This is a genomic window from Streptomyces sp. Sge12, from assembly GCF_002080455.1.
GTDB lineage: Bacteria > Actinomycetota > Actinomycetes > Streptomycetales > Streptomycetaceae > Streptomyces.
In genome coordinates, this window is sequence record NZ_CP020555.1 from 4,676,477 (window position 1) to 4,692,910 (window position 16,434).

General features: G+C 72.8%; 18 protein-coding genes. 7 read left to right on the forward strand and 11 right to left on the reverse strand.

The features are described from left to right. Positions 1-90: 90 nt before the first annotated feature. From B6R96_RS20960 to B6R96_RS37310, 4 genes are all read left to right on the forward strand, one after another. On the forward strand, positions 91-1,392 hold the full coding sequence (locus B6R96_RS20960) for an NAD(P)-binding domain-containing protein (RefSeq protein ID WP_053701867.1): 1,302 nt from the start codon (positions 91-93) through the stop codon (positions 1,390-1,392). 24 nt (positions 1,393-1,416) lie between these two features. Beyond that, the gene (locus tag B6R96_RS20965; RefSeq protein WP_030386254.1) at positions 1,417-1,674 is read left to right on the forward strand and encodes a hypothetical protein; all 258 of its coding nucleotides are present in this window, start codon (positions 1,417-1,419) and stop codon (positions 1,672-1,674) included. 12 nt (positions 1,675-1,686) lie between these two features. Next, on the forward strand, positions 1,687-3,771 hold the full coding sequence (locus tag B6R96_RS20970; RefSeq protein WP_237291475.1) for a SpoIIE family protein phosphatase: 2,085 nt from the start codon (positions 1,687-1,689) through the stop codon (positions 3,769-3,771). 71 nt (positions 3,772-3,842) lie between these two features. Then, positions 3,843-4,010: a hypothetical protein gene (locus B6R96_RS37310; protein WP_159061886.1), complete on the forward strand. Its 168-nt coding sequence runs from the start codon at positions 3,843-3,845 to the stop codon at positions 4,008-4,010. A gap of 71 nt (positions 4,011-4,081) precedes the next feature. On the opposite strand, the gene B6R96_RS20975 is transcribed toward B6R96_RS37310, so the two are convergent. Next, a complete protein-coding gene (locus tag B6R96_RS20975; RefSeq protein ID WP_081523219.1) occupies positions 4,082-4,519 on the reverse strand; it encodes a DUF6299 family protein in 438 nt (145 codons plus the stop codon). Between the two features lie 156 nt (positions 4,520-4,675). On the opposite strand from B6R96_RS20975, the gene B6R96_RS20980 reads away from it, so the two are divergent. Together B6R96_RS20980 and B6R96_RS20985 are read left to right on the forward strand one after the other, a co-directional pair. Further along, entirely contained in the window at positions 4,676-5,293 is a 618-nt protein-coding gene (locus B6R96_RS20980; RefSeq protein WP_051779231.1) for a hypothetical protein, read from the forward strand. Between the two features lie 56 nt (positions 5,294-5,349). Beyond that, the gene (locus B6R96_RS20985) at positions 5,350-5,844 is read left to right on the forward strand and encodes a DUF5949 family protein (RefSeq protein WP_030009737.1); all 495 of its coding nucleotides are present in this window, start codon (positions 5,350-5,352) and stop codon (positions 5,842-5,844) included. A 120-nt stretch (positions 5,845-5,964) separates the two neighbouring features. Here B6R96_RS20985 and B6R96_RS20990 read toward each other — a convergent pair whose 3' ends face one another. Together B6R96_RS20990 and B6R96_RS20995 are read right to left on the reverse strand one after the other, a co-directional pair. Further along, a complete protein-coding gene (locus tag B6R96_RS20990; protein WP_081523220.1) occupies positions 5,965-7,218 on the reverse strand; it encodes a cytochrome P450 in 1,254 nt (417 codons plus the stop codon). A 68-nt stretch (positions 7,219-7,286) separates the two neighbouring features. Continuing rightward, a complete protein-coding gene (locus tag B6R96_RS20995; protein ID WP_081523221.1) occupies positions 7,287-8,435 on the reverse strand; it encodes a low temperature requirement protein A in 1,149 nt (382 codons plus the stop codon). Between the two features lie 245 nt (positions 8,436-8,680). Between B6R96_RS20995 and B6R96_RS21000 the strand changes: the two genes are divergently transcribed. Further along, the gene (locus B6R96_RS21000; protein ID WP_081523222.1) at positions 8,681-8,893 is read left to right on the forward strand and encodes a hypothetical protein; all 213 of its coding nucleotides are present in this window, start codon (positions 8,681-8,683) and stop codon (positions 8,891-8,893) included. Positions 8,894-8,915: 22 nt separating this feature from the next. Here B6R96_RS21000 and mscL read toward each other — a convergent pair whose 3' ends face one another. From mscL to B6R96_RS21040, 8 genes are all read right to left on the reverse strand, one after another. Further along, entirely contained in the window at positions 8,916-9,401 is a 486-nt protein-coding gene (mscL, locus tag B6R96_RS21005) for a large conductance mechanosensitive channel protein MscL (RefSeq protein ID WP_384506274.1), read from the reverse strand. Positions 9,402-9,533: 132 nt separating this feature from the next. After that, a complete protein-coding gene (locus B6R96_RS21010; protein WP_443069935.1) occupies positions 9,534-10,019 on the reverse strand; it encodes a hypothetical protein in 486 nt (161 codons plus the stop codon). A gap of 175 nt (positions 10,020-10,194) precedes the next feature. Continuing rightward, the gene (gene pyrF, locus B6R96_RS21015) at positions 10,195-11,061 is read right to left on the reverse strand and encodes an orotidine-5'-phosphate decarboxylase (protein WP_081523225.1); all 867 of its coding nucleotides are present in this window, start codon (positions 11,059-11,061) and stop codon (positions 10,195-10,197) included. 16 nt (positions 11,062-11,077) lie between these two features. Then, positions 11,078-11,635 carry a carboxymuconolactone decarboxylase family protein gene (locus B6R96_RS21020; RefSeq protein ID WP_081523227.1) on the reverse strand — a complete coding sequence of 186 codons (558 nt, stop codon included), beginning with the start codon at positions 11,633-11,635 and terminating at the stop codon, positions 11,078-11,080. Positions 11,636-11,719: 84 nt separating this feature from the next. Further along, a complete protein-coding gene (locus B6R96_RS21025; RefSeq protein WP_030386243.1) occupies positions 11,720-12,553 on the reverse strand; it encodes an S-methyl-5'-thioadenosine phosphorylase in 834 nt (277 codons plus the stop codon). 81 nt (positions 12,554-12,634) lie between these two features. Then, on the reverse strand, positions 12,635-12,955 hold the full coding sequence (locus B6R96_RS21030; protein WP_030386242.1) for an FmdB family zinc ribbon protein: 321 nt from the start codon (positions 12,953-12,955) through the stop codon (positions 12,635-12,637). A 67-nt stretch (positions 12,956-13,022) separates the two neighbouring features. Continuing rightward, positions 13,023-14,423, reverse strand: coding sequence for an MFS transporter (locus B6R96_RS21035; RefSeq protein WP_081523228.1), 1,401 nt, complete (start codon positions 14,421-14,423; stop codon positions 13,023-13,025). Positions 14,424-14,790: 367 nt separating this feature from the next. Further along, positions 14,791-16,251, reverse strand: a complete 1,461-nt coding sequence (locus B6R96_RS21040) for a potassium/proton antiporter (RefSeq protein WP_030386240.1) — start codon at positions 16,249-16,251, stop codon at positions 14,791-14,793. Positions 16,252-16,434: the final 183 nt, after the last annotated feature.

Here is a 16,434-nt window from a genome sequence, read left to right on the forward strand (position 1 = left end):
CGTGCCCGCGCCCGCGCCCGTGCCCGTGCCCGTCGCCGCGGACCGGGCCGGGCCCGTGACCATCGAGTGGGAGGAACGGCCGTGACGCGGATCGACGATCTCGTGGTGATCGGCGCGGGCCCGTACGGGCTGTCGATCGCCGCCCACGCGGCGGCCGCGGGTCTCGACGTACGGGTGCTGGGACGGCCGATGGCCTCCTGGCGCGACCACATGCCCGGCGGCATGTTCCTGAAGTCGGAGCCCTGGTCGTCCAACCTGTCCGCGCCCGACGGGCGGCACACGCTGGCCGACTACTGCGCCACCCTCGGAACGGTCTCGGAACACGGCACTCCGCTGCCGATCGGTACGTTCAGTGCGTACGGGATGTGGTTCGCCCGGCAGGCCGCGCCCGAGGTGGAGGAGGTGACCGTGCTGGAGGTGACCCCGCAGGGCGACGGCTTCCGCATCCGCACCGCCGAGGGCCCGCCCCTGCTCGCGCGTACGGTGGCCCTCGCGGTCGGGGTGATGCCCTTCGTCCACCATCCCGAGGCGCTGCGGGACCTCCCGCCCGGGCACTACTCGCACAGCAGCGGCCACCGGGACCTGAGCCGGTTCGAGGGCCGCGAGGTGGCCGTGCTCGGGGCCGGGCAGGCGGCCCTGGAGACGGCCGCCCTGCTGGCCGAGCAGGGGGCCCGGCCCTGCCTGGTCGCCCGGCGCACCCGGCTGAACTGGAACACCGTCCCGCAGCCCCTGGAGCGGCCCCCGCTGCGGGCCCTGCGCGACCCCCACAGCGGGCTCGGCACCGGCTGGCGCAGCTGGGTCTGGTCGGAGCTGCCCTGGGCGGTGCGCCGGCTGCCCGCGCCCACCCGGGAGCGGATCGCGGCGACCGCGCTGGGCCCGGCCGGCGCCTGGTGGCTTCGGGACCGCTTCGAGCGGCGCGTCCCCGTGCTGCTCGGGCACCGGCTGCACCGGGCGGTGGCGGTGGGCGAGCGGACCCGGCTCGGGCTGACCAGCCGGGCCGGGGAGTCGGTCGTGCTGGACACCGCGCACGTCATCGCCGCCACCGGGTTCCTTCCGGAACTGGACCGGCTGGAGCTGCTCGACGCGGGGCTGCGGGCCGCTCTGGAGACAGTGGGGCACAGCGGGGCGCCGGAGCTGAGCCCCGGGTTCGAGTCCTCGTGGCCCGGACTGTTCTTCGCGGGGCTGCTGACGGCTCCCTCATTCGGCCCTTCCATGCGATTCGTACACGGCGCAGGCTTCACGGCGGGGAGACTGGTGAGAGGAGTCCGCAAGCGCCTCGGCGCCCGGGGTCCGCGGCCGGGTTCCCCCGGCGTCGCCCGGCCGGACCGGGCTGCGTCCCCCGGGCACCTTCCGGGGGTACCCCCAGGGCATCCGAAGACGTATCTGCGGTGAGATCCGCGGAGAGAGGGGTCCGTGATGAGCTCGGAGCGATCGCAGGGCCGCGGCTGGGTACGCATTCCCGCCAGCCGCGGGGAACAGCCCGCCAGGGCCAGGGCCGGCGGGTACGACCGGGCCCCGTACGCGGGCCCGTACGCGACGGCCTCGCACGCCGACCAGCCCACGATCTACCTCTCCGTGGTCAAACGCTGGCGGGAGGCCGGGCGCACCCTTCCGGGGCATCCTGACGAGGAGTGGGAGAGGCTGATCTCCCAGCCGTGCTGGCCCGGCCGTTAGGGGGTGGGGAAGGTGGCAGCGGCGGAACGCGACGGACCCGAGCCGGTCCGGCGGTCCTCCGGGACCGCCCCCGGGGAGCGGTTCGCGCTCAACGGCATGGGCAGCCTCGAATGGGACCTGGGAGCCGGGACGGTGGTGCTGGACGAGGCCGCGCTGGAGGTCTTCGACCTCGAGCCGGAGGAGTTCGACGGCACCGTGCCCGGGGTCGGACTGCGCGTCCCGCCCGAGGACGGGGTCCGGCTGACGGAGATCATCGAAGGGGTCCTGGCCGGCGGCGGGGACACGTACGGCGCGTACTTCATGGTGCAGCGGCGCGACGGCCGCGACCAGTGGACGCACACCGCGGGCCGGCTGCTCCGGGACGGCGCGGGGCAGCCGGAGCGGATCGTGGGGATCGTCCGGGACGCCACGGCCGAGCTGGCCCAGGCGACGCTGTTGCGCAAGCTGGAGGCGGCCCGCGCCCAGCAGACGACGATCGTGCAGCGGACCACGGAGGCGCTGTCGCGGGCGGTGACGGTGGACGACGTCACGGCCGCGCTGACGGGGGCGGGCGCGCTGGAGCGGCTCGGTGCGGACGGGCTGGCCCTGGGACTGGTCGAGGGCGGCACCATCAAGATCATCGCGCTGAGCGGGGAGTCGCTGGACATCCTGAGCGAGCGCCGGTTCACCCGGCTGGACGGTTCGCTGCCGCTGTCGCAAGCGGTGATCTCCCGGCAGGCACGTTTCGTCACCTCGCTCAGCGAACTCGACGGCGAATTCCCGCTCCTGTCGGAGTACCTGGACCGGATCCGGTATGATGCGGCCGCCTACCTGCCGCTGATCGCGCAGGCCAAGGCCATCGGCGGGCTGGTCCTCTTCTACCGGCGGCGCAGCGAGTTCAGCCCGGAGGAGCGCAACCTCTGCCTGGGCCTGGCGGGCATCGTGGCCCAGTCCCTCCAGCGGGCGCTCCTCTTCGACCAGGAGCGGGAGTTCGCGACCGGCCTGCAGGCCGCCATGCTGCCGCGGCGGATCCCGGAGATCACCGGCGGCGAGATCGCGGTCCGCTACCACGCCGCCTGGAGCGGGCGGGAGGTCGGCGGGGACTGGTACGACGTGATCGCACTGCCCCGCGACCGCGTCGGCGTCGTCGTCGGCGACGTCCAGGGCCACGACACGCACGCGGCGGCCATCATGGGCCAGCTGCGGATCGCGCTGCGGGCGTACGCGGGGGAGGGCCATCCCCCCTCCACCGTGCTGGCCCGGGCCTCCCGCTTCCTCGCCGAACTCGACACCGAACGCTTCGCCACCTGCATGTACGCGCAGGTGGACCTGGAGACGGGCGGCATCCGGGCGGTCCGCGCGGGCCATCTCGGCCCGCTGATCCGACACACGGACGGGCGTACGGGCTGGCCCAACGTGCGCGGCGGCCTGCCGCTCGGGCTGGCCACCTTCTTCGAGCGCGAGGAGTTCCCCGAGACCCGGCTCGACCTGGTCCCCGGGGAGACGCTGGTGCTGTGCACGGACGGCCTCGTGGAGGAGCCGGGCACCACCATCACCGCCGGGATGGAGGCCCTGGCCCAGGCGGTGCGCAGCGGCCCCCAGGACGCCGCGGCGCTCGCCGACCACCTCTCGGACCGGCTCTGGGAGCGCTGGGGCTCCGGGGACGACGTGGCCCTGCTGGTGCTGCGCCGGGCCCCCGACCCGGGCACCCACCGGGCGCCGCGCATCCACCAGTACGTCCACCAGGCCGACCCGGAAGGCCTCTCGGAGGCGCGCTACGCCCTGCGCCAGGCCCTGCGCGACTGGGGCATGCCGGATCTCGCCGACGACGTGGAGCTGGCCGCCGGGGAACTGCTGGTCAACGCACTGCTGCACACCGACGGCGGGGCGGTGCTGACCATGGAGGTGCTGCCGGAGCCGGTCCGGCGGATCCGGCTGTGGGTCAAGGACCGGTCCAGCGTGTGGCCGCGCCGGCGCAGCCCGGGCGAGGCGGCCACCACGGGGCGTGGGCTGCTGCTGGTGGACGCGCTGGCCACGCACTGGGGGGTGGAGTCCCGGGGCGACGGCAAGGCGGTGTGGTGCGAGTTCGACGTCGGCGTCCCGCGGAGCGCGGGGTGACCGGGCGATCACCCCGGGTTGTGGGGCGCCGGGGGCCGGGCGATGATGCGAGCCATGGAACGGATCGTGACGTGCGCGGGCTGACCAAGGCGGCTGTGACGGGAGTCCTGGCCGCGCTCCTGCTCGTGGCCGGGGTGCCGGCGGTGGTGGACTGGGCGACGGGGCGCCCCCACGCGGACCCCGCCTGCCAGTCGGTGGCCTTCATGTCGATGACGGACGTCGCCCCCGACTGCCGGTAGCGGCGGCAGCGGCGGCCGGGGGGTTTCGTGCCGATCGGGCCGGGCGCGCGCCCGCGGGCCCGCCGCACCGCTCAGTGCTCGCGGACCTCGACGTCCTTGCTGTCCTGGGCGACGGTGGTGACCGACCGCGGCATCAGGCCCGAGAGCCGGACCTCCTGGAGCTCGGCGGTGACCACCGCGCGCCCCGGGTGCACGTTCGCGAAGGCGCCCGGCGCGTTGGCCACCCAGCGGCGCTCCTGGCCGTCGCAGACGATCTGCTCCGCGCCGATGCTCAGCCGGCCGCCGCCCTCCTGGGCGACGGTCGCCTTGATCTGCATCGCCCCCATGGGTGACGCCTGCTCGCAGTGGTACGACCCGGAAAGGGTGACGGCGCCGTCGTGGGCGAGGTGGGCGTCCTGTACGGAAATCCCTTGGTCGAAAACGGTGGCGCCGGCCGGAGCGGTGAAAAGCGTGGTGGCGGCCAGTGCGGAGAAGGCCGCGAGGGACATTCGGCGGGCGGAGATGCGCATTCATTCCTCCAGGTGTGTCGGACGGCGGGATTCCGCCGGAACGCATTGTGCTGGCAGCCGGGCGTACGCACTTGCTCCGCGCGCTCGTGTCGTTGTGCGTGATTTGCAGGTCGGGGGCGTGAGACTGACCGAAATACGTCCCAGAAGGGATCCCGCATGCGCCAGCCCGCCTCCCCCGGCCCCGCCTTCGCTCTCCGTCCCGCCCTCGCCGCCACCGCCCTCCTCCCGCTCCTCCTGTTCGGCTCCACGGGCTGCACGGGCGCACCCGAGGGAGCGGCGCTCGCCCCCGCCGCCGCGCCCGCGGTCCCGGTGGACGACGGGGTGCCGGGCGCGCCGGAGGAACCAGCACGGCCCGGGGCGAAGGACGCCCATGTGGGTGACCCCGTAAGGGTGCACGCCCGGCAGGTCGGCCGGCACCTCCAGGTCGAGCTCGGGGCGTTCGTGGACCCGGCGATCAGCGTGGAGAAGAACTTCGCCCCGCCCGCCGGGAAGCGCTGGGTGGCCGCCTCGATGTCCTTCGTCAACGTGGGCGGAGCCTCGTACGGGGCTCTCGGACGCATGTGGGCGCACGACAGCGCGGGGCAGCGCCACCCGGTGGTGAAGACCGGCGAGCTGACGACCGGCAAACCGATCGTCTTCGATTCCCTGGAGGTCGGTGAGCGGGCCGAGGGATGGGTCGTGTTCGAAATTCCGGAAAGCGCGCGCATTGTGCGCCTCCAGTACCAGGACGCGAACATGCAGACGAATTCCGGAGAGGGATTCTGGGCCGTCTAGCCCGGCCGGGTGAAGGGCCGTGAAAGGCCCGGCGGAGAGACCACTAGGGTGCGCGCATGACTTCTACTCAAGCCGAAATCGACCGGTCCCAGCTCGGCACCCTTTCGGTGCTCGCCTGGATCGGAGACCCCGAAGAGGCGCACGACATCCCGTACCTCCTCGCCTACACCCTCGGTGACGGACCGCAGGGCCGGGAGGCCGGCGAGGCGGCCGCCCGCGGGCTGCTGGAGGAGATCGGCCTGCCCATCGGCGACGTGGTCATGGACGGCACCCTCAAGGCGGCCACCTTCCCCGTGCAGATCCTGCTGGAGGGCAACCAGATCGCGCTCACCCTGCCCGGGATGAACGCGCGCTGCACCGCCCCCGACGAGTGGGTCGCCGCGGCCGACGAGAGCGGGCAGGCGTACTTCCTCTTCGCCACCCGGGCCTGGCCGGAGGCGGTCCCCGGCCAGCCGGTCGCGCCGGAGACCCTGCAGGCGTTCGCGGGCGACGAGTCGGTGCTCACCAGCAGCGCGCACTGCGTCCTCGCCGTGCGGCGCGTGCAGCGCTAGCTGCGGGGCGCCGTCCCACCGCTCCGGCCGCCGGGCTCCCAGCCTGCCCGGTGGCCGGTTCCGCCCTCCTGCCGGGGGCGGTGCGGGGCGGGGCCGCGGGCCGTGGGCCCGGGGCCGCCGTCAGGGCCGTTCGAAGGCGAACTTCAGCGAGCGGACCCGGTTGTCGAAGTTCGACCCCGCCAGGTCCGGCAGGCCCACCGCCCGCAGCCCGACCGGCCGGGTCAGCAGCTCGCGGAAGAGCGCCTTCATCTCCACCCGGGCCAGGTGTGCCCCCAGGCAGAAGTGCGGGCCGCCGCCGCCGAAGCCCAGGTGCGGATTGGGCGAGCGGGTGATGACGAAGGCATCGGGGTCGGGGAAGACGCTCTCGTCGCGGTTGGCGGAGGCGTAGTAGAGGACCACCTTGTCGCCCGGCCGGAACAGGTGCCCGTCCATGGTGTGCTCGGCGGCCACGGTCCGGCGGAACTGGATGATCGGCGTCGAGTGCCGGATCATCTCGTCCACCGCGCCGTCCGCGTGCGCCTCGAAGTCCGAGAGCAGCAGGTCCCGCTGGTCCGGGTGATCGGTCAGCAGCGTCAGCCCGTGGGTGATCGCGTTCCGGGTGGTCTCCACCCCGGCGACCATCAACAGGGAGAAGAAGGCGCCGAGCTGGCGGGCCCCGAGGGCCTGGCCGTCGACGTTCGCGCACACCAGAGCCGAGATCAGGTCGTCGGTGGGGTTCTTGCGGCGCTCCCGCCCGATCCCCGCGACCATCCGCTGCATCCGGGCGAGCGCGCGCAGACCGCGCCCCGGCATCCGCAGCCGGGAGGCCAGGCCCCGCTCCACCCCGATGTTCTCGGAAGCGTGGTTGACGCGGTCGGCGATCTCGGCGCGGTAGTGCTCCGGGATGCCCATCATGTTGCAGATGACCTCCAGGGGCAGCCGGGAGGCCACGGCCGAGACGAACTCGTCGGGCTGCTCGGCCAGTACGTCGTCCACGATGCGGGCGGCCACGGAGTGGATGTCGGCCTCGGCGGCGGCCAGCAGCCGGGGCGTGAACGCACGCTGCACGATCTTGCGCAGCTGGGCGTGGTCCGGGCCGTCCAGATTGACCATCGAGTCCCCGAAGAGGGCCCGCACCCAGCGGGCCGGCTCGGGAGTGGTCACGCCGGGGGCGCTGGCGAAGACCTTCGGCAGCCGACTCGCCTCCTGCACCTGGGCGTGCCGTACGAGGGCCCAGTGGCCGGGCCCGGACCCCTCGGGTACGTGGACCGGGCCCTCGGCCGCGCGCAGCCGGGCGAAGGCGGCGAGGCGGTGGGCGGGGGGCTGTTGCCAGAAGCCTGGCTCGGCCAGCTCCCTGCCGGGGTCCTCGCCGGGGCGCTGTGGGGGGAGTGTCATGGCCTGGAAACGGTGGCGGGGGTGCGGGGGTGACGGTTCGCCACGGCGCCGTTGCGGGGGCGCGGGTGTCAACGCTGCGTCCGGGTGGACATGCTCACGCCCACCGCCACGGTCGCGGTCGACACCAGCCCCGCCCAGAGCACCGCGTACGGGCCCGTCCACGCGCAGGCGAGCGTCACCACGGCGGCGACGGGCAGGACCAGTTGCTGGGCGAGGCCGCGCTTGAAGTGCCGGGAGTGCAACAGCCACACCATCAGCAGGAACAGCGCGGTCGGGACGGTCACGGCCGCATTGGCGGCGTGCTGCGAGATGTGCGCCTTGTGGACCGCGTGCTCCACCGCGACCTCGATGCCCGCGCCGATCGCCGCACCCGACGCGAAGATCAGCAGGTGCCCGTAGCCCCACGGGATGGCCTCGCGGTTGGACGTCAGGTGCTGGTGCATCGGCACGGCGAAGTAGATCCACCACGCGGCGAACACGATCAGCAGCCCGCCGGCCGCGATGGGCAGCAGCAGGTCCAGGGCCTCGTGCTCGTCGAGCGCCGATTTGACCGCGACCGTGCTCGCGGCGATCGTCTCGCCCAGCACGATGATGGTGAACAGGCCGTACCGCTCCACGATGTGGTGCGCGTGCCAGGGCGTCTGGTGCCCGCGTTCGGCGATCACCGGAACCAGCAGTTCGCAGGCGGCCACGACCAGGAACAGCCACCGCTTCCAGTCGTTCGGAGCGAACAGCAGCGCCACCCAGCCGAGCTGGCAGAGCACCAGCCCGGTGGCGTACTTCAGCGCCGCCGTGCGGGCCGTGCCGGTCTCCCCGGAGGCCGCCCGCAGCCACTGGGCCGTCAGCGCGACGCGCATGATGATGTAGCCGACGACGGCGACGGACCAGTCGTTCTCGTCGAAGGCCCGGCCCACCCCGGCCGCGTAGACGAGGACGCCCGCGATCTGGACGAGGGTCGCGATCCGGTAGGGCACGTCGTCGCAGTCGTAGGCGGAGGCGAACCACGTGAAGTTCATCCACGCCCACCACACGCCGAAGAAGACGAAGAAGTAGCCGATCACCCCGGTGACGGGATGGCCCTCGGCCAGCGAGTGCACCAGCCGCTGCCCGCACTGCGCGATCGCCACGACGAAGCACAGGTCGAAGAACAGCTCCAGCGGGGTGGCCGCACGGTGGTCCTCGTCGCGGCTGCGGGCGGTCATGGGGGAGTAGGCCATACCGGCCAGGAGACCAGAGGGACCGCTCCGCGGCAGTCCGGACGCGCTGCTCACCCCCGTGGTGTGCCCCGGGCGGCGGCTGCCGGAGCCGCGACCGACGGACCGGGGGTGTGATCGGACTGTGGCTCCGCGCCCCGAAGGACCGACGGCCCTGTCCACAACCACCCCCGCACCCGCCCCGCGGGTGCGCTCGCACCGGGCCGAGACGTACCGGCCCGGGGACGGACCGGCCGTACCCTGGAGGCATGAGCAGCACCCCCGCCCCCGAGCCGCAGCCCGTGCGCCCCGCCCCCGAGGCCGACGAGCCCCGCCCCAAGCCGAGGCTGGTCTTCGACGACCCGCTGGACCAGCAGTCCTCGGACGACACCGACCGGGGCTGGGGCGAGCGGCCGCCCGCCGGTGGAAGCGCGGCCGACCTGGCCCGATTCCTCGACGAGAAGCCCCCGCACCACATCTGACCGGCCGGGGCGGCCGGATCGGTCAGAACCCGTCGCGGGAGCCCACCGGCCCGCTGCCGCCGCCCGAGCGCTGTGCGACCAGCTCGTCCCGGATCTCCTTCAGGACCTCCAGCTCGGTGATCTCGACGAGCTCCTGGACGCCTTCGCGGGCCTTGCGGCGGGCTTCCTGCCGCGCCAGGTACTTCGCCATCGGCAGCACCATCAGGAAGTACACGACCGCAGCGGTGATCACGAAAGTCAGCGCCGCATTCAGCACCGAGCCCCAGAGGATCTCGACACCGGTCGGCTGGCCGTTCGCACCGATACCGCAGGGCGCCTTGAGGCAGGACTTGTAACCGTCCAGGCTCTGCGTGCCGACCGCGCCCACCACCGGGCTGATGATCCCCTTGACCACGGAGTTCACGATGTTCGTGAACGCGGCGCCGATGACCACGGCCACCGCCAGGTCGACCACGTTGCCGCGCATCAGGAAGGCCTTGAAGCCTGCCAGCACGCTCTCCTTCTTCATCTCGCTCACCACTGAGCCTTTCTTCGTATCTGCCGAACACGGAGCCAACGGTTCCGAAAGTTACGGCAGTCCGGGCGCGGCGTGTCCAATCGGGTCTCACCCCGTGGTGACTTGACTGGCCCTTTGTGCGAATCAGCACAGCGTCACCGCCAGTCGCGTCGTGGCACCCGCACCCACGAGAACCCGCGCGGTGTCCCGCGGGACGGACAGCACCACCAGCGCCCCGCCGTCCGCAACACCCTTCTCCGGGTGGGGGACTTCGGCCACCCGCGCTCCGGCGGCCACCACCGTGGGCGATCCGGACCGCTCCGCAGCGACCACGTCCACCCGGTCCCCGGGCCGCAGCAGCCGCACGGTCGCGGCGTCCGCGATGCGCACCGGGGCCGACACCATCCGCACCGCGGCGGGCGGAGCGCCCCGGGCGGCCCGCGCCTCGGGCGGCGCGGCGCCCCGCGAGGCCTGCGCCTCCGTCCCGCCCACGGCCAGCGCCGCCGCCACGACGGCCAGCGCGGCCGAGGCGACCCGCCGCCGGCGCCGCACGGCGCGGCGCAGCCGGTCCCCGCCCCGCCCGACCCGAAGCGGGGGGAACGGCGGGACCGGGCGGGCGGGGGGACACACGGAGGAAGTCGAAGAGGCCGTGGAACAACGGGACATGACGAACACCACCAGACGGAGTGAGAAGCCGGGCCCGGACCCGTCGCCCGGACACCTCCCACGATCCGGCCTCCCACGGAATCCCGCCGGAGCCTGTGGACCGTCCCCGGCCTGTGGACAACCCCGTCACCCGCAAGAGTCAACCAGCGGCCCGCACCACCCGCCGCAGCGCCGCCACCGGGTCCGCCGCCCGGCTGACGGACCGGCCCACCACCACGTGCGAGGCCCCGGCCGCGAAGGCCGCCCGGGGCGTCCCCGCCCGGGCATGCCCACCCGCCGCGCCACCGAAGCCCGCCGCGCCACCGAAGCCCGCCGCGCCACCGAAGCCCGCCGCGCCACCGGAGCCCGCCGCGCCACCGAAGCCCGCCGTCCCACCGGAGCCCGCCGAGCCCTCCGGCTGTAGGGCCACCCCCGGCGTGACGACCAGCCGGTCCGGCCCCAGCAGCTGGCGCACCCCCGCGGCCTCCCGGGGCGAGGCGACGACCCCGTCGCATCCCGCGCCCGCCGCCAGCCGGGCCAGCCGCAGCACCTGCTCCTCGGTGCCCGCGTCGACGCCGATGTCCGCCAGGTCGCTCCCGGTCATGCTCGTGACCACCGTCAGCGCGAGCACCCGCAGCCGCGGGAACTCCCGCGCCGCCTCCACCGCCGCGGACATGATCCCCGTACCGCCCATGGCGTGCACGGTCACCATGGACGCGCCCAGCGCGCCGGCGGCCCGGACGGCGCCGGCCACGGAGTTCGGGATCTCGAAGAGCTTCAGGTCGAGGAAGACCTCGTGCCCCCGCCCGACGAGGTCCCGTGCGAGTCCGGGGCCCGCGCAGGTCAGCAGCTCCAGGCCGATCTTGTAGAAGCCGCAGGCATCGCCGAGCCGCTCGACGAGCGCCTCGGCGGCCCGGCGCTCGTCGAAGTCGAGGGCGACGATCACCTTGCGGTCGGCGGGAGCGGGAGCGGGAACGGGAGCGGGGACGGGAGCAAGGGCGGGTGCGGGGGCGGGGTCCGTGTTCACGCCGTCATTGTCGACGTCATCGCCCGGTCGGGACCCGGCAGGCCTCCGAGAAGCCCTGACTGGTCAGGCCGAAGGCGCTGTTGACGCGCGAGCGCCAGTTCTCCAGCGCGACCGTCGCGGTCAGCTCGACGAACGCCTCCTCGCCGAGCCGCGCGATCAGCTCCCGCGCGAGCTCGTCCGTGACCGTCGGCTCGGTCTCCGTCATGGCCTCGGCGTACTCCATGACCAGCAGTTCCAGCACGGTGAACACCTCCGGGGCCTCCCGCCACCGCGGCACCCGTTCGATCTTCTCCGCCGGCACGCCCAGCTCGTGGCCCTCCCAGTAGCCGAAGTCCATGCACCACGAACAGTTGATGCGGGCCGCCGACGCCATCACCGCGAGGTGCTTGAGGCCGGCGTCGAGCGCCCTCCACTTCGCCGCGCTCCGCTCCAGCCGGACGTAGGACAGCAGCACCTGCGAGTGGTGCCCGTACGCCCGGCCCGGGTCGAGCACCTTGCCGTAGGTGCGGCGCGAGTACCACGAGCCGATGCGCATGAGGAGGGTGCGGGGCGGGGTGAGCGAGATACGCGGCATGACAGTCATCTCCCGGGCAGGGGCGGTCTTGTTTCCGCCTTCACAGGGAGGACCGGACAGCCGGGCCGAATGTGACAGCGGGCCCTACGGGAGCTCGATGCCCAGGTCCCAGCCGTCGTGGGCGTGCGTGCACAGGCAGTCCCGGGTCTCGGTGGCCGGCAGGGCCGCCACCGCGTCGAAGAGGACCTCGCGCAGCCGGCCGACGTTCTCGCCGAACACCTTCAGGACCTCCGTGTGAGAGACCCCCTCGCCGGTTTCGGCGCCCGCGTCCAGGTCCGTGACCAGGGCCATGGAGGTGTAGCAGAGCCCCAGCTCACGGGCGAGGACCGCCTCCGGGTGACCGGTCATGCCGACCACCGACCAGCCCGCCGCCGCGTGCCAGCGCGATTCGGCGCGCGTCGAGAACCGGGGTCCCTCGATGACGACCATGGTGCCGCCGTCCACCGGCTCCCAGTCGCGGCCCCGGGCCGCCGCCAGCGCCACGGACCGGCCCACCGGGCAGTACGGGTCGGCGAAGGTGGTGTGCACGACGTTCGGGACGGAGCCGTCGGGCAGCGGCTCGCCGTCGAAGAAGGTCTGGGCGCGGGCCTTCGTACGGTCGACCAGCTGGTCGGGCACGAGCAGCGTGCCCGGCCCGTACTCGGTGCGCAGGCCGCCGACCGCGCACGGGCCCAGTACCTGACGGACCCCGACGGAGCGCAGGGCCCACAGGTTCGCCCGGTAGTTGATCTTGTGCGGCGGGACGGTGTGGCTGCGCCCGTGCCGGGGGAGGAAGGCCACCTGGCGCCCGCCCAGCTCTCCGATGTACAGGGAGTCGCTCGGGGGTCCGTACGGGGTCTCGACCTGGATCTCGGAGACGTCCTCCAGGAAGGAGTAGAAGCCCGAACCGCCGATGACACCGATCTCTGCGTTCACCATGCGGTCCACCCTAAGGCCCTGCCGTGGGCATGCCGAAGGCCCCGCTGCCGCTGGGGCGGGCGGGGCCTCGGGGAGAAGCGATCAGGCGGCCGACGTGGAGCTGCTGCTCGACGAGCTCGACGACGTCGAGGAGGACGAGGCGGCGGGAGCGGCGGCGGGGGTCGACGTCGAGGACGACGAGGAGCTGGACGACGGCTTCGAGGCAGGGGTGCTGCTGGACGACGCGCCGCGGCTGTCGTTCCGGTAGAAACCGGAGCCCTTGAAGACGATGCCGACCGCGGAGAACACCTTCTTCAGGCGTCCGTCGCAGCTCGGGCACACGGTCAGTGCGTCATCGGTGAACTTCTGCACGGCCTCAAGGCCCTCACCGCACTCGGTGCACTGGTACTGGTAGGTCGGCACGAATTTCCTCCTGGCACTCTCACTCAATGAGTGCTAACGACGCTCCATGGTGACGTATTCCGGCGGATCAGTCCACCGTCACCGGCGCGCGGTGACCCATCCCACGCTCGTTCACCCGGTTACGGGGGGCCGGCGGGGTGTCGGCAGGGGCCTTCGCCTGCGGCTTCGAGGCGGTCTCGGTCCGGGCCGCGGGCGCGGCCTCCCGCTCGGGCGCGGCCTCCTGCGCGGACGCGTTCACGATCCGGCTCGGGGCCTTGGGGGCCAGCTTGGCCCGCAGCGCCAGCAGGGTGGCCAGCGCGAGCGCGGTGGCACCCATGGGTACCAGGAAGCCGTACGAGGATCCGTGCGCGTCCGTCAGGCGGCCGGCCAGGATGACGGCGACGGCCTGACCGAAGGCGATCGAGCCGGTCAGCCAGGTGAAGGCCTCGGTCCGGGCGCCGGCGGGGACCAGCTGCTCGACCATCGTGTAGCCGGTGATCAGGGCCGGGGCGATGAACAGGCCGACGACCAGGCCGAGCGCGCCCAGCAGGATCATCGAGTTCGCCGCCCACAGGACGGACGCGGCGGCGGTGAGGCCGATGTAGCCGAGGATCAGCCGGCGACGCGGGCCGATCTTCCAGGCGATGGCGCCCATGGCGATGCCGGCGATCATGTTGCCCGCGGCGAAGACGCCGTAGAGCAGGCCGTTGGCGCCGGGGTTGCCGATCTCGTTGGAGAAGGCGGCGAGCGAGACCTGCATGCCGCCGAAGACGGCGCCGATCCCGAGGAAGGCGAAGATCAGGACGCGCAGGCCGGCGTGGGACAGCGCGAAGCCGCGCTTGTCACCGGTGGCCGACGGGGCGTGCGTCTTGGGCTGGCTGGCCCGCTGGGCTGCGAAGAGCAGGCCGCCGAGCAGGGTCAGCGTGGCCTCGGTGACCAGGCCGGCCGCCGGGTGGATGCCGGTGCACAGCGCGGTCGCCAGGACCGGGCCGACGACGAAGGTGAACTCGTCGGTGACGGACTCGAAGGCGGCGGCCGTCGGCAGCAGCGGCGAGCCCTCCAGCTTGGCGGCCCAGCGCGCCCGGACCATGGGCCCGACCTGCGGGACCGAGGCGCCGGCGGGTACGGCGGCCAGCGCCAGTACGAGGACCGGGGCGTCCAGCAGCGCGAGCGCGGCCAGGCCGGTGACGGCGACGGAGTGCGCGAGGACCACCGGCAGCAGGACGGCGGTCTGGCCGAAGCGGTCGGTGAAGATGCCCATCAGCGGGGCGGACAGGGCCATGGAGATACCGGTGACGGCGGCGACGATGCCGGCGCTGCCGTAGGAACCGGTGGTGTGCTGGACCAGCAGCAGGATGCTGATGGTCAGCATGCCGAAGGGAAGCCGTGCTGCGAAGCCGGGAAGTACGAAGCCGAGGGCGCCGGGAGTGCGCAGGAGCTGCCCGTAGCCGGGGCGGGCGGACGTGTCGGTCGTGACCGCGGATGTCACGGCCTTGCCTTTCCGCTGCCTGGTAGAGCGTCCCCGTCTGCGGACGGTGCTTCGCCTTGTGAGCGGCCGCACCCGTACATGTGGGAGCCCCGAGAGCTGTCCTCTTGCGCAGAACCGAGTGATACCTGGGCGCCCACTGCGGGAGGGTGCCACGGCCGCTTTGCGGTCGCGCCAGCTCTGCGTCAGGCAGAGTTGGTTCGATCTGGTGTGCCTTCATCGTACAGGGAAACCCACTACCACCCCCTGTGAATTCGGTGACAAGGGGTGTCTTCACCTGGGATTAACGGCCGCTTCGCATGTAAAGAGCCCGGAAAAGCGGGCGAAAGTGGGCATATCTCAGCGAATTCGGCCGAATTAGAACGACGCTCTAACGGGAAACGGGTCCGCCCGTGCCCAGCCACCCCGCGAGCTTGCCGCCCCGCGCCACCGCCCGCAGCCGCGTTTCCGCCGCGTCCCGGACCGGATCCGTGGCCACCACCAGCAGCTCGTCCCCGCGCCGCAGCACGGTCGACGGCGCCGGTACGAAGCTCTTCGCGTCCCGGACCACCAGCGTGACCGAGGCTCCCGGCGGCAGCCGCAGTTCGCTCACCTCCACACCGTGCATCCGCGAGGCCGGCGGGATGGAGAAGGACAGCAGGTGTCCGCGCAGCTTCTCCAGCGGCGCCGACTCGATCCCGAGGTCGGAGGCGCCCTCGTCCCCGTTGCCGAGGTTCAGCTTGCGCGCCAGCCACGGCAGGGTCGGGCCCTGCACCAGGGTGTAGACGACGACCAGGACGAAGACGATGTTGAAGACGCGGTCGCTGCCCTGGATCCCGGACACCATCGGGATCGTCGCCAGGATGATGGGCACGGCGCCGCGCAGGCCCGCCCACGACATCAGCACCTGTTCCTGCCAGGAGATCCGGAAGGGCAGCAGGCTGAGGAAGACCTCCAGGGGCCGCGCCACCATCGTCAGCACCAGCCCGATGACCACGGCCGGCCAGAAGTCGCGGACCAGCTCGTGCGGGGTGACCAGCAGCCCCAGCAGCACGAACATGCCGATCTGGGCGATCCAGCCGAGCCCGTCGGCGAACCCCCGGGTGGCCGGCCAGTGCGGGAGCTTCGCGTTCCCCAGCACCATCGCCGCCAGGTACACCGCGAGGAAGCCGGAGCCGTGCGCCATCGCGCCGGCCGCGTACGCCACGATGGCGATGGCCATCACGGCGATCGGGTAGAGGCCGGAGGCGGGCAGCGCCACGTGCCGCAGCCCGTAGGCACCCAGGAAGCCCACGGTCAGGCCGATCGCGATGCCGATCGCCAGTTCCAGGGCGATCTTGCCGATGAGGACGTACCACTCGTCCACCGGGCCGACGGTCGAGAAGGCCACGACCAGGATGACGACGGGTGCGTCGTTGAAGCCGGACTCGGCCTCCAGGACGCCGGTGATCCGGGAGGGCAGCGGGACCTTGCGCAGCACCGAGAAGACGGCCGCCGCGTCGGTCGAGGAGACGACCGCGCCGATCAGCAGGGCCTGCCGCCATTCCAGTCCGACCAGGTAGTGCGCCCCGGCCGCCGTCACGCCCACGCTGACCGCCACGCCCACCAGGGAAAGCACGACCGCGGCCGGCAGGGCCGGCTTGATCTCTTTCCACTTCGTGCCCAGACCGCCTTCGGCGAGGATCACGACCAGCGCGGCATAACCGATGACCTGGGTCAGCTCGGCGTTGTCGAATACGACGTTGCCGATGCCGTCCTGGCCTATCGCGATGCCTATGCCGAGGTAGATGAGCAGGCTGGGGAGGCCGCTGCGCGAAGAGATGCGTACCGCCGCGACGGCGACGAGCAGCACGAGCGAGCAGACCAGCAGCAGCTCATTGAGCGTGTGGACAGTCAGCGGGCGGCCCTCCTCAATGCGCCCGGTGGGTCGATCCAGCCGGGCGACAAGTTCGGCAAGTAGTTCGTTACCTTACCTAATCTTTGACGCGCCCTTTACGCGATAACCACATTGTGAAACGTCTGTTCGCCCCTGTCC

What these genes read in the sequence shown, in the direction of transcription:
- B6R96_RS21000 (WP_081523222.1), top strand. Translation starts at nt 8,681, where the DNA reads ATGAGCAGCACCCCCGCCCCCGAGCCGCAGCCCGTGCGCCCCGCCCCC.
- B6R96_RS20995 (WP_081523221.1), bottom strand. Translation starts at nt 8,435, where the DNA reads ATGGCCTACTCCCCCATGACCGCCCGCAGCCGCGACGAGGACCACCGT.
- B6R96_RS21020 (WP_081523227.1), bottom strand. Translation starts at nt 11,635, where the DNA reads ATGCCGCGTATCTCGCTCACCCCGCCCCGCACCCTCCTCATGCGCATC.
- mscL (WP_384506274.1), bottom strand. Translation starts at nt 9,401, where the DNA reads ATGAAGAAGGAGAGCGTGCTGGCAGGCTTCAAGGCCTTCCTGATGCGC.
- B6R96_RS20965 (WP_030386254.1), top strand. Translation starts at nt 1,417, where the DNA reads ATGAGCTCGGAGCGATCGCAGGGCCGCGGCTGGGTACGCATTCCCGCC.
- B6R96_RS20985 (WP_030009737.1), top strand. Translation starts at nt 5,350, where the DNA reads ATGACTTCTACTCAAGCCGAAATCGACCGGTCCCAGCTCGGCACCCTT.
- B6R96_RS20990 (WP_081523220.1), bottom strand. Translation starts at nt 7,218, where the DNA reads ATGACACTCCCCCCACAGCGCCCCGGCGAGGACCCCGGCAGGGAGCTG.
- B6R96_RS21025 (WP_030386243.1), bottom strand. Translation starts at nt 12,553, where the DNA reads ATGGTGAACGCAGAGATCGGTGTCATCGGCGGTTCGGGCTTCTACTCC.
- B6R96_RS20980 (WP_051779231.1), top strand. Translation starts at nt 4,676, where the DNA reads ATGCGCCAGCCCGCCTCCCCCGGCCCCGCCTTCGCTCTCCGTCCCGCC.
- B6R96_RS20975 (WP_081523219.1), bottom strand. Translation starts at nt 4,519, where the DNA reads ATGCGCATCTCCGCCCGCCGAATGTCCCTCGCGGCCTTCTCCGCACTG.